This is a genomic window from Micromonospora sp. RV43, assembly GCF_001029515.1.
Taxonomy (GTDB): Bacteria; Actinomycetota; Actinomycetes; order Mycobacteriales; family Micromonosporaceae; genus Micromonospora; species Micromonospora aurantiaca.
Map to the genome: position 1 here is coordinate 1 of NZ_LEKG01000004.1, position 14401 is coordinate 14401.

At 69.6% G+C, this 14401-nt stretch carries 9 protein-coding genes and 3 pseudogenes; 6 read left to right on the top strand and 6 right to left on the bottom strand.

Annotation, left to right across the window (positions count from 1 at the left end):
- Positions 1 to 327 precede the first annotated feature (327 nt).
- A pseudogene (locus tag ABD52_RS37980) lies at positions 328 to 714 on the bottom strand (MFS transporter); the annotation flags it as partial.
- Positions 715 to 958: 244 nt separating this feature from the next.
- Complete coding sequence (locus ABD52_RS02275) at positions 959 to 1429, bottom strand: hypothetical protein (RefSeq protein ID WP_047890597.1); 471 nt, start codon at positions 1427 to 1429, stop codon at positions 959 to 961.
- A gap of 463 nt (positions 1430 to 1892) precedes the next feature.
- Between ABD52_RS02275 and ABD52_RS40525 the strand changes: the two are divergent.
- A pseudogene (locus tag ABD52_RS40525) lies at positions 1893 to 2075 on the top strand (IS5/IS1182 family transposase); the annotation flags it as partial.
- A gap of 60 nt (positions 2076 to 2135) precedes the next feature.
- Here the strand turns inward: ABD52_RS40525 and ABD52_RS02280 are convergent.
- Positions 2136 to 2579, bottom strand: coding sequence for a MarR family winged helix-turn-helix transcriptional regulator (locus tag ABD52_RS02280; protein ID WP_047890598.1), 444 nt, complete (start codon positions 2577 to 2579; stop codon positions 2136 to 2138).
- Between the two features lie 18 nt (positions 2580 to 2597).
- On the opposite strand from ABD52_RS02280, the gene ABD52_RS02285 reads away from it, so the two are divergent.
- A complete protein-coding gene (locus tag ABD52_RS02285) occupies positions 2598 to 3587 on the top strand; it encodes a zinc-binding dehydrogenase (protein ID WP_235437307.1) in 990 nt (329 codons plus the stop codon).
- A 795-nt stretch (positions 3588 to 4382) separates the two neighbouring features.
- Here the strand turns inward: ABD52_RS02285 and ABD52_RS40050 are convergent.
- Positions 4383 to 4520, bottom strand: a pseudogene (locus ABD52_RS40050) (IS5/IS1182 family transposase); the annotation flags it as partial.
- Between ABD52_RS40050 and ABD52_RS02290 the strand changes: the two are divergent.
- The 3 genes from ABD52_RS02290 (at position 4473) to ABD52_RS02300 (ending at position 9154) form a co-directional block, all read left to right on the top strand.
- Positions 4473 to 5543 carry a YcaO-like family protein gene (locus ABD52_RS02290; RefSeq protein WP_255352828.1) on the top strand — a complete coding sequence of 357 codons (1071 nt, stop codon included), beginning with the start codon at positions 4473 to 4475 and terminating at the stop codon, positions 5541 to 5543. The pseudogene ABD52_RS40050 and the gene ABD52_RS02290 overlap by 48 nt on opposite strands.
- Positions 5544 to 5804: 261 nt before the next feature.
- The gene (locus ABD52_RS02295; protein WP_047890599.1) at positions 5805 to 6551 is read left to right on the top strand and encodes an ABC transporter ATP-binding protein; all 747 of its coding nucleotides are present in this window, start codon (positions 5805 to 5807) and stop codon (positions 6549 to 6551) included.
- Complete coding sequence (locus ABD52_RS02300) at positions 6545 to 9154, top strand: ABC transporter permease (RefSeq protein ID WP_047890600.1); 2610 nt, start codon at positions 6545 to 6547, stop codon at positions 9152 to 9154. Before ABD52_RS02295 ends, ABD52_RS02300 begins: the two co-directional genes overlap by 7 nt.
- A gap of 50 nt (positions 9155 to 9204) precedes the next feature.
- On the opposite strand, the gene ABD52_RS02305 is transcribed toward ABD52_RS02300, so the two are convergent.
- Both ABD52_RS02305 and ABD52_RS02310 read right to left on the bottom strand, forming a co-directional pair.
- Complete coding sequence (locus ABD52_RS02305; RefSeq protein ID WP_047890601.1) at positions 9205 to 9864, bottom strand: response regulator transcription factor; 660 nt, start codon at positions 9862 to 9864, stop codon at positions 9205 to 9207.
- Positions 9852 to 11027 carry a histidine kinase gene (locus tag ABD52_RS02310; protein WP_053065261.1) on the bottom strand — a complete coding sequence of 392 codons (1176 nt, stop codon included), beginning with the start codon at positions 11025 to 11027 and terminating at the stop codon, positions 9852 to 9854. Before ABD52_RS02310 ends, ABD52_RS02305 begins: the two co-directional genes overlap by 13 nt.
- A 673-nt stretch (positions 11028 to 11700) precedes the next feature.
- On the opposite strand from ABD52_RS02310, the gene ABD52_RS02315 reads away from it, so the two are divergent.
- Complete coding sequence (locus tag ABD52_RS02315; RefSeq protein WP_047890603.1) at positions 11701 to 14400, top strand: LuxR C-terminal-related transcriptional regulator; 2700 nt, start codon at positions 11701 to 11703, stop codon at positions 14398 to 14400.
- Position 14401 lies beyond the last annotated feature (1 nt).

Below are 14401 nucleotides of genomic sequence, written 5' to 3' on the forward strand. Positions count from 1 at the left end.
CCTCGCCCACCGTCTGCGCTGGTCAGACTGGCGGCGCCAGCATCAAGCCCGAGCCCGCCAAGCCCACTACACCCGACGCCTCAACCTCGAACTCCAGCCATGATCCCGAACGGCGGCTGCCGTACTAAGGGCCCTGTCTCACATTCGGTGGTGACGGAGGGTGGCCGGCACCTCGAGCAGGCGGGGGACCACTTCGCCGTCATCGACCCGGCCTCGGTCGTCTGGCAGGACACGATGACCGCTGTGGACGCGCGCCTCGGTCGCTGACGCCGGGCGTGGAATCGCCCCCCGAAGTTCACCTACGTGAACACGGAGGGCGATTCGTGCCCGGAAGAAGTGCGTATCCAGCATGGGGTGGGCGCACCGCCGCTCCCAGCCGACGAACAGCGCCAGCAGCAACACTCCTGCCGTGCCCACGCCGAGCACCGGCGCCGACGCCCATCCGCGCTCGGGACCGGAGATGATCGCCCAGACGATCGCGGTCAGGCCGGCGGTGGACAGCATCACCCCACCCAGGTCGAGGCGTCCACCGGCCGGATCCCGCGATTCCGGGACCAGTAGCCGGCCGGCGAGCAGGCAGACCACCACGATCGGGACGTTCACCAGAAAGATTGCACCCCAGGGCAGGTGAGCCAGGACGAATCCGCCGATCGGCGGCCCGGCGGCGAAGCCCAGCGCACTGGTCGCCGCCCAGATGCCGACCGCCCGGGACCGCCCGGCCGCGGCACCCCTCGACCAAGGCGGGGCTACTAACCAGCGCAAACGAGCCGCCGGAAGACCCACAAGGAGGCCATGCGCTGCCTGAAACGGCGCCTGTCCGACGTCGTCTACCACCCATGATCAAAGACACGGAAATCTCTCTGCTGCCGAGGCCTTGACACACAGAGGTGCCGTTACTGTAGCGACAGGCCCAACCACACCGCCGAATCGGCGTTGGAAATGGGGTGCAGCGCGCAGGTCAGTCGGCGGGAGCGTCCATTGAGAGACCTGCCTCCTCAAGTGCTTCCCGGCCTGCCCAGCCGCCTGCCAGTGGGAACGTGGAGCCGTCTCGCATCGCCTCCTCGAGCGTGCGGGCCCAGATGTGCTCGATGAGCAGGATGACGACGGTGGTGCCCTCCGGGAGGCTGATTCTGAGGTCGGGGATGGAAGTGCCCTGCACGAGGAAGCCAGAGGAGTCCGTCACGTAGGAGTCGAACACCCGGCGCGCTCCTGCCGACCTCAGCAGGCTCCTGATGAGTTCCCCATCCCAGCCGTCGATCTCTTCGATCGGAACCTCGGTGAGGGTCCGGTCCTTGGCCTTCTTGACGGCGTAGACGTCAAGAAGGCTGACGGCCTCACTCGACCGGAGGAGATTGATCTGACGCACGATACGACTGGGCAACTCCGCCTGCTTATAACCGATGGCCAGGATCTGTACGGCGCCGATCACGATGAATCCCTTCGAGGCTGACGGATTTCGTCACCCGCCAGGGGCGCGTACCCACACCGCTTCGCCGCAAACGAGGCGTGCATCCAGCGCTGCCATCCGCAGCGGTGCCGCAGCAGATGTTCCGGCTCGTCACCTGCCTGGCCGACGGCCGACGAATCGCGTGGACCTTGCCGAAGAGAAATTCCTATTGGCGTATCCGACAATGCCCAGAACATGCCAGACTCGAAACGACGACATCAGGAGTCCGAACGGGTATGACGGTCCCCGCGCGGCCGGCCCGAGCAACATGACCCGGCCCTCGCGGGTGAGGTGAATCAAAGCAGGCGCCGGGCAGGCACCGCGGGCCGGCGCCGGAATGGCTGGGGTTGTCTCGAAGGTTCGACTATGCGCTGGACAGGGTGATCGACGGCGGGGCGGACCCTCGTGCTCGGACCACAAGGCCCGGCGGTAATACGCGCACTCCTTCAAGCGGCGCCGCTTCCGCCCGACGTCGTCGCTCCGGCGGAGGGCCGTCAACCGCGCCCGCGCGAGATTCCGTTCCCACGGTGAACGCGCGAGTGTCACCTCCAGACATGGAAGAACCTGGTCAAGCGGCCCTGCTGCCTACGGCGAACGAGTCCAATCCGTGCAGGCCGTTCTCTTCCTACGCGAAGCGACGGCCAACCGCTGCGGAGTATCAGCTGCGTTGTGCGGGCCTGTGCCGAGTTCAGTGCCTGGCAGCTGGGCGCTGTCTCAGGGTCAGGGGTGAGGTGGCGACGGGTTCGAGCAGGTCAACGAGCTGGTCGCGTCGCTGTGGGTCAAGGCGCTCGATCGCGGGCGTCAGGGCGCGGCGGATCTCTGCCTCGATGCGTTCGGCCAGTTCCCGACCGACCGGGGTCATGAACACATCGACGACCCGCCCGTCAACGTGGTTCTTGCCACGCGCTAGCAGTCCGCGCCGCTCGGCGCGGTCGATCAATCCGGACATCGTCGACCTGTCCAGGCCAAGGAAGGTGGCCAGCTCGGTCATGCTGGCCCGGCGATCACGGAGGATGCCGAGTACCCGTAGCTGAGTCAGGGAGAGGTCATGCTCGGCGCCGATGCGGGTGAGCACCCCCATGACCTGGAAGGAAGCTCGGACCAGAGCGTCCACGACTGCGTCGGAAGGCATGAGGTCACCCTAGTTGACATGATTGGCATCACCAACCATCATGGCGCTAGTTGGTATTACCAATCATTCTTGGAGGTCGCCATGCACGCTGCCGTCATCACCGCGCCCGACGCCCCGCCCGTTTACCGCGACCACCCCGAGCCCGTGCGGACGGTGGGGGAGGGGATGGTCGCGGAGGTGCTCGCGGCAGGCCTGCACCACCTGACCCGGTCCAGAGCGACCGGCTCGCACTACACCAGCAACAACATTTTCCCGCTCGTCCCCGGCGTGGACGGCGTGGTACGCGACGAGAAGGGCGACATCCGCTACGTGGTCCTGGACGATACGCCCCTCGGAACCTTCGCCGAACGTACCCTGATCGACCCTCGCCGCAGCGTGGTTCTGCCCAACGGCGTGGACCCGGTGCGGATCGCCGCCGCCATGAACCCGGCGATGTCATCCTGGATCGCGCTGACGCGCCGCATCAACTTCACCGCGGGCCAGCGCGTCCTTGTCCTCGGCGCCACCGGCAACGCAGGACGGATGGCGATCCAGATCGCGAAGCTGTTCGGTGCCGCCCAGGTCATTGCCGCCGGTCGAGGCTCGGCCCGCCTGACGCCGCTCAGCGCGCTCGGTGCCGACGAGACCATTACCTTCGACCAGATCGACCGCGCCGCCGACGTTGACGTCGTCATCGACTACGTGTGGGGTGACCCCGCCGCCCACGCCATGGTGCCGATGCTCACCGCCCGCACCGACCGCTCCGCTCCGCTGACATGGATCCAGATCGGATCCGTCGCTGGAGAGACGGCATCGATCCCTTCGGCCGCACTTCGCTCGGCCCGCCTGGACATCGTCGGCAGCGGCATCGGCTCAGTCCCCGCCCGCGACATCCTCGCGGAACTTCCGGCGCTGGCAAAGGCCATCACCGACGGGGCGATCGATGTGCAGGCCCACGCCATGCCCCTTGCTCAGGTCGCCCAGGCATGGACCACGCAAACCCGCGACCGCATCGTTCTCGTCCCCTGACGGGCCCGACGAATCGCCCGAAAGCCACGACGTACCTGAACCGAGCCGCAGAAAGAAGCAACGCCCGCTTTCACCAGAGGCTGGCCGCACACCACCAAGAAGGCCGTCAGCCGTAAGCACCGTGCTCGCTCGTCGAGGTCTTCGACGTCTGCATCGCCGGCCTCATGCCCACGACCGAGGAGCCAGTCGTCGGCGGACGTGGCCTCGCACCTGCGCTCATGTATTGCTGCTCAGCCTCAGCCACGGCGCTCACTGTCAATCACGTACCCGAACACCTGGGCTGGAGCAGAGGGCGATCGTCCGTCGCGAATCGCGGGAGCCCCCTTTCCCGTCGACCGGCATTACGCTCTGGCCTATCCCTGATGTGGATCACATCGGAGATTCCTATGAGGACGATGACCATCCGTCGCACGACTGCACTCCGTCTGGTGTCCGGCGCACGCCGGCTGTGGATCGAGTGGTGCTGGTAACTGCCGGCCCGGCGGGCGCTCCTGGGCGCCCGCCGCTGCGGCGGGCGGGCCCTGCGGTGAGGCGCGGCAGAGCCGGTGGAAGCTTGGACAGCACGCTCCGGCGGCCCGTTGCCGCCCGGTTCGATCACGTCGCCCGGCCTGAGCAACCCACCCAGGCCGATCGCCGACAGCCCTTGTTCCTTCGCGGCCCGGACCAACTCGGCAGCAGCCGTCACCTCCGCCGACGGCCCGGGCCGCTTCCTGCGTCCGGTCTGGTCGTTCAGTACCGCGGGTCGTCACCGCACCCTCCTCACCAGACACAACGCCCGGCAGGTCAGGCCGGGAGCACCATTAGATCCACAGAGCGGTAGTTCTTGCTTGGGGCAGCCAAGCCGTGATCCCTGGTCGGGGTCAGTGTGCCGTCGACGATCGTGATCTGGTCGACCCGACGGCGGCGCACCGGTGCCAGGGCCAGCAGCGAGCCGCAGCCGGCACGCCGGTCCCCGCGCACCTGTTGTCGGTCGCGGCGGAGGTGGCGCACCGGTTCACCGTCACGGTGCCCTGGCAGGCCGGCGACGTCCTGGTCGTGGACAACTCCCGCTACCTGCACGGCCGGCAGGCGTTCACCGACACCGACCACTACGGCTCCCACCGGACCACGTTCGGCGGGGAGAGTTCGAACGGCTGCGCCCTCGGCGGGACGATGGAGGAGGCGATCCTGCACGGCATCTTCGAGGTCGCCGAGCGCGATGCCTTCCTCTCCACCTGGTACGCCCGACTACCGGTGCCCCGGGTCGACCCGATGAGCTCCGCCGACCCGATGACCCGCCTGCTGGTGCGGTGGCTGGAGCGTACGACCGGCAGCCGGTTGCACGTCTTCGACATCACCATGCCGGAGGGGATTCCCTCACTGTGGTTGATGCTCGTCGACGAGGAGGACCGGTCACATTCGAAGGCGTTCTGCGGCGCCGGCGCCCACCTGGACCCGGAACGGGCGCTCTGGGCCGGGCTGGTCGAGCTGGCGAGCGTCGCCGATGCGACGAAGGAGGTGGTCGCCGGTGACACCACGGCGCCGGACATGGTCGCCGACCCGGACCTTGTGGTGCAGATGGAGGACCACATGCTGGTGGCCGCCGCGCAGCAGAGCTGGCACCGGTTCGATTTCCTCTACCAGGGTGACGAGATCCTGTCGATGGAGCAGGCTTTCCCGGCCGCCGAACGCTACCGGCCGGCTGAAGACCTGCTCGACGACCTGACCAGGGTGGTCGACCGCTACCTAGGCGAGGGGCTCGACGTGGTAGTGGTGGACCAGACCGCTGTCGAGCAGGCCACCGTGGACCTGACCGCCGTCCGGGTGATCGTGCCGGGACTGGTGCCGATGGTGTTCGGGCATCGCAACCGCCGGGTCGACCTGCCCCAGCTGCGAGATCTTCCGGTCCGCCTGGGCTACCGGGACACGCCGCTGGGCCCGCAGGAGGTCAACCCGTATCCGCACCCGTTCCCGTGACGGGCGCGCCGGGCCGACCTGGGTCACGGGGCTGGCAGCACGGACCGACGCGGCGGAGCCGGGATTGTGACAACATCGATTCCCGGCTGTACATCGCGGCGACGCTACAGCTGGCTGTACCTCAGTTTCGGTAGTAGAAGGTATCGGCCCGGGCTGTCGCCGTTCCTAGCATCGGACGACATGAGATCAACCAAGGGCCCGTCGAGACGGCACGTCCCGCAGGCGGAGACCACCGCAACCGATTCGCTGCATACGCGCACAATGTCGGCATCCGATTCATTGTCGTACGCGGTGCGTCTGGAGTCGGTGTCGAAGGAGTACGGGTCTGGGAAGAACAGGGTACGGGCTCTCGACGCGGTGACAGCTGGTTTCCTGCGGGGTACGTTCACCGCCGTCATGGGCCCGTCCGGGTCGGGCAAGAGCACATTTCTGAACTGCGCGGCCGGTCTGGACCGGCCGACGTCGGGCCGGGTCATGCTGGGCGACACGGAACTGTCCAGCACGTCTGAAGCCGAGTTGACCGAACTGCGGCGCGACCGGATCGGGTTCATCTTCCAGGCGTACAACCTGCTGGGGGCGCTGACCGTCGAGGAGAACGTCACGCTGCCGCTGCGGCTGGCGGACCGGAAGACCGACCAGGCGTTCCTGCGAGAAGTGCTCACCGCGGTCGGCCTCGGCGAGCATGTCACGCGGCGGCCGAGCGAACTTTCCGGCGGTCAGCAGCAGCGAGTCGCGGTCGCCCGCGCGCTGATCACACGCCCGGACGTGGTGGTCGCGGACGAGCCGACCGGCGCGCTGGATACCCGGTCCAGCAAGCAGGTTCTGGAACTGCTGCGACACGTCGTGGACGACATGGGGCAGACCGTGCTGATGGTCACCCACGACCCGGTCGCCGCCTCCTTCGCCGACTCGGTCGTGTTTCTCGCCGACGGCAGGATCGCGGGCGAGCTGACCCGACCCACTCCGGAGCAGGTTGCGTCGCACATGACGCACTTGGGCGAGTGGTGATCCGGCGCATCCGGCGGCTGGTCCACCTCGTGGTGCCGTACCGCAAAGATCTGTCGCTGGCGTGGAGCACGATCAAGGGGCGCAAGGGCGGTTTCGTCGGCTCCTTCCTCGCGATCGCCGCGGGCTCGGCAGTGATCACCGCATGCGGGATACTGTTGGTGTCCGGCCTCGGCACCGGCGTGACCCCCGAGCGCTACTCGGGCGCAGCGGTGGTCCTCGGCGCTGAGCAGTCGTTCTGGCTGGACGAGACCGCCGAGGTCCGCTACAGCGAGCGCGTCACGCTGCCCGCCGACAAGATCGCCGCCGTCGCAGCGGTGCCCGGTGTTCAGTCGGCCATCGGAGACGTCAACGTCGAGGTCAGCGTGCTGACCTCGAACGGCGACGCAGTGGCCGGCCCGGACGGCTTCCCGATGTTCGGACACGGCTGGTCCGCTGCGGCGCTCGCGCCGTTCCGAGTCCGCGAGGGCCGCGCACCCGCCGCGCCCGACGAAGTCGTGCTCGACGCCGACCTCGCCGCGCGCGGCGACATGTCGCTCGGCGCGACGGTTCGCCTCGTGGTCGGCTCGATCCCGTCGTCCTACCACGTCGTGGGTATTGCCACCGCGCCGGGGGATGGGTTGGACCGGCAGTCCGCCGTGTTCGTCACCGACGATCAGGCGTCCAAGCTGTCCGGCCGTCCGGACCGGGTGGACGCCATCGGCGTGCTCGCCGCACCCGGTGTGACCCCGGAGCAGTTGGCCGAACGCATCACGGCCGCCGTGCCGGGCGTGGTGGCCCATACCGGCGCGGGACGCGGCGACGTGGAGTTCCTGGACGTAGGCGACGCCCGCAGCCTAGTAGTCGAGTCGGCCGCGTCGTTCGGCGGCACCATGGTGCTGATCGTGGTGTTCGTGGTGGCCAGCACTCTCGCCCTGTCGGTGCGGCAGCGGAGACGCGAACTGGCCGTGCTGCGTGCCATCGGCGCGACGCCAAAACAGATCCACCGGATGATCGGCGCCGAGATGACCCTCGTGTCGTCGGTCGGCGCCGTCGTCGGCGCGATGCCCGGTGTGGCGCTCGCGTTCGTGATGCGCGGCGTGTTCGTCCTCGCGGACGCGATGCCTCCGGACTTCCAGATGCGGGTGGGGTTGTTACCTCTCCTGGCCTCGCTGGTGCTGTGCATGACCAGCGCCCGGCTCGCCGGCTGGCTGGTCGCGCGCCGGGTGGCCAAGGTCAGCCCGGTCGAGGCGATCGGAGACGCCACGGCCGAGCCCAAGAAACTCGGCTGGGCCCGGTTGACCATCGGCGTCCTACTCATCCCGCTCGGGCTGCTGCTGACCTTGGGCAACGTCGCGTCGCCGGGCGACTCGGCCGCCGACACCGCGGGGAGCGCGGTCCTGTTGTTCGTCGTGGCGCTCGGGTGTCTTGGACCCCTGCTGCTTCGCGGCGCCATCGTGCTGTTCGGCTCGCGCCTGAACCGGCAGACCACGGCCGGCGGCTTCCTCGCCCAGGCCAACGCGCGGGCCAACTCGCAGCGGCTCAGCTCGGCCACCACACCGTTGGCCATGGGCGTAACCCTGGCCGCCGTGCAGGTGTTCGGCGCCTCCACGACGCTCGCGGGGGCGCAGCACCAACTCGAGAACGGCCTGCGGGCCGACCACGTACTGACCGCCTCGTCCGGTGCCGGTGTGTCCCCGGAGGTCGTAGACGCCGTGCGCGGCGTGCCCGGCGTCGCCGTGGCGACGCCGATGGCACGGACGCAGGTGCTGTTGACATTCCCGTCCGAGGACAGCGCCGCCACCAAGGTCTTCGCCGCCCAGGGCGTGGCACCCGAACGGCTCTCCGAAACCATGGACCTCGCGGTGGACCAGGGCGACATCGCCGACCTGCGGGGCGACGCGGTGGCGCTGAGCCGGGTCGTCGCGCAGACCGTCCGAGCGAAAGTCGGCGGGACGATCGAGCTCCGGCTCGGCGACGGCACGGTGGTTAAGCCACGGGTGGTGGCGATCTACGAGAACGGCCTGGGCTTCGGGGACGTCACCCTGCCCAACGACCTCGTCATCGACCACACCACCGCGCGGGTGGACACCGCAGTACTGATCAGATCGGTGCACGGGACCGACCCAGAGGCGCTCGCCGGCGCGCTGCGTGGCGCCGTCGCACGCTACCCCACGGTCCAGGTCGGCGACCGGCAGACGTTCCTGGCCGCGCCCGGATCCGGCGGCTCGGGTGACTGGGCGCTGAACCTGCTGTTCCAGACGGTGCTGCTGGGCTACATCGCCGTCGCCGTGGTGAACACACTCGTGATGGCCACAGCGGCGCGAGTTCGCGAGTTCGCGATGCTGCGACTCATCGGCGCCAGCCGAGGCCAGGTCCGCGCGATGATGAACGGCGAGGCCAGGATCGTGGTCTTTTCGGCGCTGCTGTTCGGCTTGCTGGCAACGATCCCACCGCTGATCGGCATCAGCCTCGGATTGACGAAGTCGTCCGTTCCCACGATTTCCCTCACCGGGCTCATGGCGATCGTGACGCTCACCATCGCACTCTCCTGGGTTGCGATCAGTATGGCCACCCGGTACGCGATGCGATCCGCGCCGGTCGACGCGATCGGCGGGCGCGAGTGAGCCGCTCGGCGGCGGCTCGCGAGTGATCGACGACGGAGACGGGGGTCAGGTTAGCGACCGCTCATCTGGCCCCCGGCGTTGAGGTAGGCGAGGACGGCGAGGACGCGGCGATGGCCGCTGTCGGTCACGGCGAGGCCGAGCTTGGCGAAGATGTTGCCGATGTGCTTGTGGACAGCGTTGTCGGTGATAACCAGCTGCGTTGCGATCGCGTTGTTGTCGTGACCCTGTGCCATTAACGCGAGCACCTCGCGTTCGCGTGGGGTGAGGGCGGCGATCGGGTCGCCGGCGCGTTGGACGAGCTGGGCGATGACCTCGGCATCCATCGCGGTACCACCGGCGGCGACGCGGCGCAGCGCGTCGACGAACCCGTCCACCCGGCTGACCCGGTCCTTCAGGAGATAGCCGACGCCACCTCCGGTGGTGGAGAGCAGTTCGGCGGCGTACTGCTGCTCGACATACTGCGACAACACCAGGACCGGCAGGCCGGGATGCTCCCGGCGGGCCTGCAGGGCGGCACGGATACCTTCGTCGCGAAACGACGGCGGCAGCCGGACATCGACGATTGCCACGTCGGGCCGGTGCTCCCGCACGGCAGTGAGGAAACCCGCCGCATCCTCGGCGATGGCGGCGATCTGGAAGCCCGCTCGGCCCAGCAGCAGTTCCAGCCCGGTGGACAGCAGCACGTTGTCTTCGGCGATCACCACCCGCACGGCAGCTCCGCGGTGATGGCCGTCGGCCCGCCGGCCGGACTGTCGACCTCGACGGTGCCGTCGAGCGCGAGTACCCGGCGCCGTATCCCGGCGATGCCGGTGCCCCGCCGATCGTCGGCACCGCCGGTACCGTTGTCAGTGATCACCACCGACAACCGGTCCGCCGTGCGGCTCACCCGTACGCCGGCCGCGGTCGCCTGGCTGTGTTTGGTGACGTTGGTGAGTGCCTCGGCGACGGTGAAGTAGACGACGGCCTCCACAGCCGGCGGGACCCGTTCGAGGTCGCCGATGTCCAGCCGGGTTGGCACGCTGCAGCCGGTGGCCACGGCGGTCAGGGCACCGTCGAGGCCCCGATCGGCGAGAATCGGCGGATAGACGGAGCGGATCACCTCGCGCAGTTCGGTCATCGCCTCTTCGGTTCCTTCGTGTGCTTCCCGGAGAAGTCCTTCCACGAACCTCTCGTCCCGCGGATTGTCGGAGAACGCCTGCCGGGCCACGGCCAGCCGCATCGCGATGGCCACCAGCCGGGCCTGGGTGCCGTCGTGCAGATCGCGTTCGATCCGGCGCAGCTCCGCGCCGTGCGCGTCGAGCACGTCCGCTCGGGTGCGGGTCAACACGGCGACCCGTTCGGCGAGCTGGTCGTTCGTCGAGTGCGACAGCACCACCAGGCAAATTCGGGCGTGTGCGCGAGCGATCGGTGCGAAGCCCACGTACGCCAGCCCGGTGAGGAGGAGGATCTGCAGTGGACCGAGGGTGAGGGCTGTCGCCCAGCCGGTCACCGGAACGTCGATGAACAGCCGTGGCCGGTCCTCCGGCCTGAACGTCCACCACAGCGGTGTGGCGATCAAGGCGACGACGACGTTGCCCGCGCATAGCAGCGCGGGCAGGCCAAACACCACCCCGGTCAGCGCGTTCACCGGCAGCCACAGCAGGGCGCGGGAGGTGCGGACCGTGGCCGAATCGGCCCGTGCCCGGCGTCCTGTGGCGCGCAGAGCAGGACGCGATGCAACCGGCGCACCGAGCAGCCGGCCGGCACGGTAACGGTGCCAGTCCGCCCACAGCAGGGACGGCCCCGGGATACACAGCAGCGGCAGCGCGAGCACCGTGGCGACCCCGGAGAGTAGCGAGCCCAGCAGGTAGACCCCGCAACGCCGCACCCACACCCATCGTCCCCATCGTCGACTCGACGTCACAGGATGTCCTTCCCCTGTACCCGCCGAGGCAGCTCGCCTTGTCGACACGGCGTCAAGTCTGCCCGGTGGCCGACGCCCGTACCATGACAGGCAGCCGGCGGCCAGCCAGCGACGCAGCGGATCGGTATGCGATGTGACGACAATCACAGCTCAAGCAGTTCGGCATCATCCACCGCGCTCAAGGTACAGAGCCAGCGAAACGAGCACACGCGCGCCACGATGCCAACATCAGCGTCGGTTCGACCTGAAGATCGGCTTATGCGCGATCTGTGATTGCGCGGACCTTCGCTGTGCACAGGTTCACGGCCTTCTGCGAGTCTGACAGCTTCGGTCGGAAGCAGCCGCGGGAACCGAGCCGGCTGCGACCTGCCGGGCTGCGGTGCCCCGCTTGATCGGGGTGCCACACTGCCGTGGGCTCCCTGGGTGGCCCCTTGCCGGTGAAAGTCATCGCTTCTGTCCTGGTCAATGCCTCGATGACGCCGTGTGTGCGGGCTGCGGTCGGGTCGTGGACCGCATCTCGGTGAAGCCGGACGAGGCAGCCGGTGGCGGCGGTCATGATCTGCACGTTCACGCCGTGTCACCGTTTGTGAGAAGTGACTCTGTGGGGATGGGACGGCGTGGAAGTCTCCTAGAGTGGTTGTCCGTGCTCTACGGCAGGTCGGCGGAGGTCAGCGCACTCGACGAGGTGATCGCGCGGGCTCGCGACGGCGTTGGTGGTGCGGTGGTGTTGCGGGGCGAGGCAGGCGGGGGCAAGACGGCCCTGCTCGACGCGGTGGCCGCGCGTGGCGGCGCGATGCGTGTGCTGCGGACCACCGGCGTCGAGGCTGAGACCGACCTCGCGTTCGCCGCGCTGCACCAGGTGCTGTGGCCGGTGACCGGCATGCTCGACGCGCTGCCCGAACCGCAGCACGACGCTGTGTGCGCGGCGCTGGGGCTCGCCGCGGACACCGCTGGCGACCGGTACCTGCTGGGCGCCGGCGTGCTCTCGCTGCTGGTCGAAGCCGCCGCGCCGGACGGGCTGATCTGTGTGGTTGACGACTTCCAGTGGATCGACCAGGCCTCGGCCGACGCGCTGCTGTTCGCCGCCAGGCGGCTGGAGACCGAAAAGATCGCGATGCTGTTCGCCGTGCGCGGGGACGCTCCGGTCAAGGGTGTGCCTCTGACGGTGGAGGTGCGTGGCCTCCCCGGAGCCGCCGCAGCCGAGATGCTGGAGTCCCGCTGCGGTGTGCAGCCCTCTGTGGCGCGGGAACTCGTCACGCTGACCCGCGCGAACCCGCTCGCGCTGGGCGAGATAGCCGCCCGCCTGACACCCGCGCAACTCGCCGGCAGCGAACCGCTGCCGGACCCGCTGCCCGGTGGGACCCGACTGTTCGGCGACCGGGTGGCCGCGTTGTCCGCCTCCGCCCGGCTGCTCGCGCTGGTTGCCGCCGTGGAGGCTGACCTCGGCCTGGTCCTGCGCGCCACCGACCGGTTGTCCGCCGAGCGGACGGTACTGCCCGGAGAGTGCATGGGGGCGTGGACCGGGCGGATGGCGCTGGCCGAGCTGGAGGAGTCCGGGCTGGCCGAGCTTTCGGGTACGCGCGTGCGCTTCTGCCATCCGCTCATCCGGTCGGCGGTGCACGAGGCGGACACCCCGGCCAGGATCCGCGGGGTGCATGCCGTACTCGCGGAACTCACCGAGGGTGAGCGTCGCGCCTGGCACCTGGCCGGAGCCGCCATGGGCCAGGACGAGCGGTCCGCCACCGAGTTGGTGACCGCCGCGGAGCTGGCGCGCGACCGCGGTGGGTACGGCACCGCTGCCGCAGCCCTGGCCCGGGCCGCCGAGCTGACCCCCGAGCCGCGCACCCGTGCTGCCCGCCTGAAGGACGCCGCCGTCGCGGCCTGGCTTGGTGGTCGCCCCGGGCAGGCGGAGTCGCTGCTGGCCGAGGCCCGTGACCAGGCTGGCGCGGATGCCGGCCTCGCCGTGGAGATCGCCCAGCTCAGGGGCAGGTTTGAGTTGAACTCCGGCAACGCCGCCGAGGCCGTGCGGATCCTGGCGGCGGGCGACAGCCTGGAGATGCTGGCCGATGCCGCGGAGGCCGCTTCGTACGTCGGCGACACGGCGGCCATCATCGAGCTCGGGCGGAGGGCGGCAGGGCACCGCGAGGGATTCTTGCGGGACACGGTTGCCGGGATCGGTCTGGCGCTGGATGGCGACGCTGCCGGGCCGGGTCTGCTGCGGCGGGCGCTGGCGCGGGTCGGCGAGCTGGGGGAGGCGGCGGAGTACCTGTGGGCGGCGGCCGCGGCCAGCCATCTGGGCGAGTCGGACCTGGCGACCGAGATGGCCGAGCGGGCCGGACGGGTGGCCAGGGTGTCGGGTATGACCGGGCAGCTGCCGGTCGTGCTGGAGTTCGTGGCGACGGCCGAACGCATCGCCGGGCGGCTGGCAAGCAGCCAGGCCATCTCCGAGGAGGGCCTGGAACTGGCCCGCGAGGCCGGCTATGAGAACACCGTGGCCGCGCACCTGGCCAACCTGGCGGTCCTGGCGGCGCTGCGAGGCGAGGAGGAGATTTGTGAGCGGCAGGCTCGCGAGGCGCTGGCCATCGCCGTACCGCACCGGGTAGGTCTGCGGGCAGGGGTCGCCGCGTACGCGCTGGCGCTGCTCGACCTGTGCCTGGGACGCTACGCGACGGCGCATGACCGCTTCACGGCCATCGCCGAGGCGGGACCGGGTGTCGGGCATCCCACAGTGGTGTGGCGGACGGCGCCGGATCGCGTCGAGGCCGCCCTGGGCGCGGGCGACGAGGCGGGTGCGCGGGCGGCGCTCGAGGCGTACGAGCGATGGTCGGCGTACGCCGCGACCTCCGAGTCGCGCGCCCTGCTGGCCCGTTGCCGGGGCTTGGCCGAGTCGTCCGAGGACGCCTTCGGCGAGGCGTTGCGGCTGCACACCAACCCGTTCGAGGCGGCCAGGACGGCTCTACTGCTGGGTGAGCGTCTGCGCCGAGCGCAGCGGCCGGGCGACGCGCGGGCGCATCTGCGGATGGCGTGGGAGACGTTCGAGCGGGCAGGCGCGAAGCCGTGGGCGAGACGCGCACAAGGTGAGCTGCGGGCGGCGGGCGAGAGCGGGCAAGCCCCGGTCTCGGCCGTGCTGGACGCGCTGACCCCGCAGGAGTTGCGCATCGCGGGCCTGGTCGCCGACGGGTTGTCGAGCAAGCAGATCGCCGCCCAGCTGTTCCTGAGCCCCCGCACGGTCGAGTACCACCTGTACAAGATCTATCCGAAGCTGGGCATCGGCTCCCGCACGGAACTGGCGCGACTAGTAGTTCTACAGAAGGCGCCCGCAGCGGAAGAGGACATGCTCTGAG

What these genes read in the sequence shown, in the direction of transcription:
- ABD52_RS02280 (WP_047890598.1), bottom strand. Translation starts at nt 2,579, where the DNA reads ATGCCTTCCGACGCAGTCGTGGACGCTCTGGTCCGAGCTTCCTTCCAG.
- ABD52_RS02285 (WP_235437307.1), top strand. Translation starts at nt 2,598, where the DNA reads ATGATTGGCATCACCAACCATCATGGCGCTAGTTGGTATTACCAATCA.
- ABD52_RS02295 (WP_047890599.1), top strand. Translation starts at nt 5,805, where the DNA reads ATGTCGGCATCCGATTCATTGTCGTACGCGGTGCGTCTGGAGTCGGTG.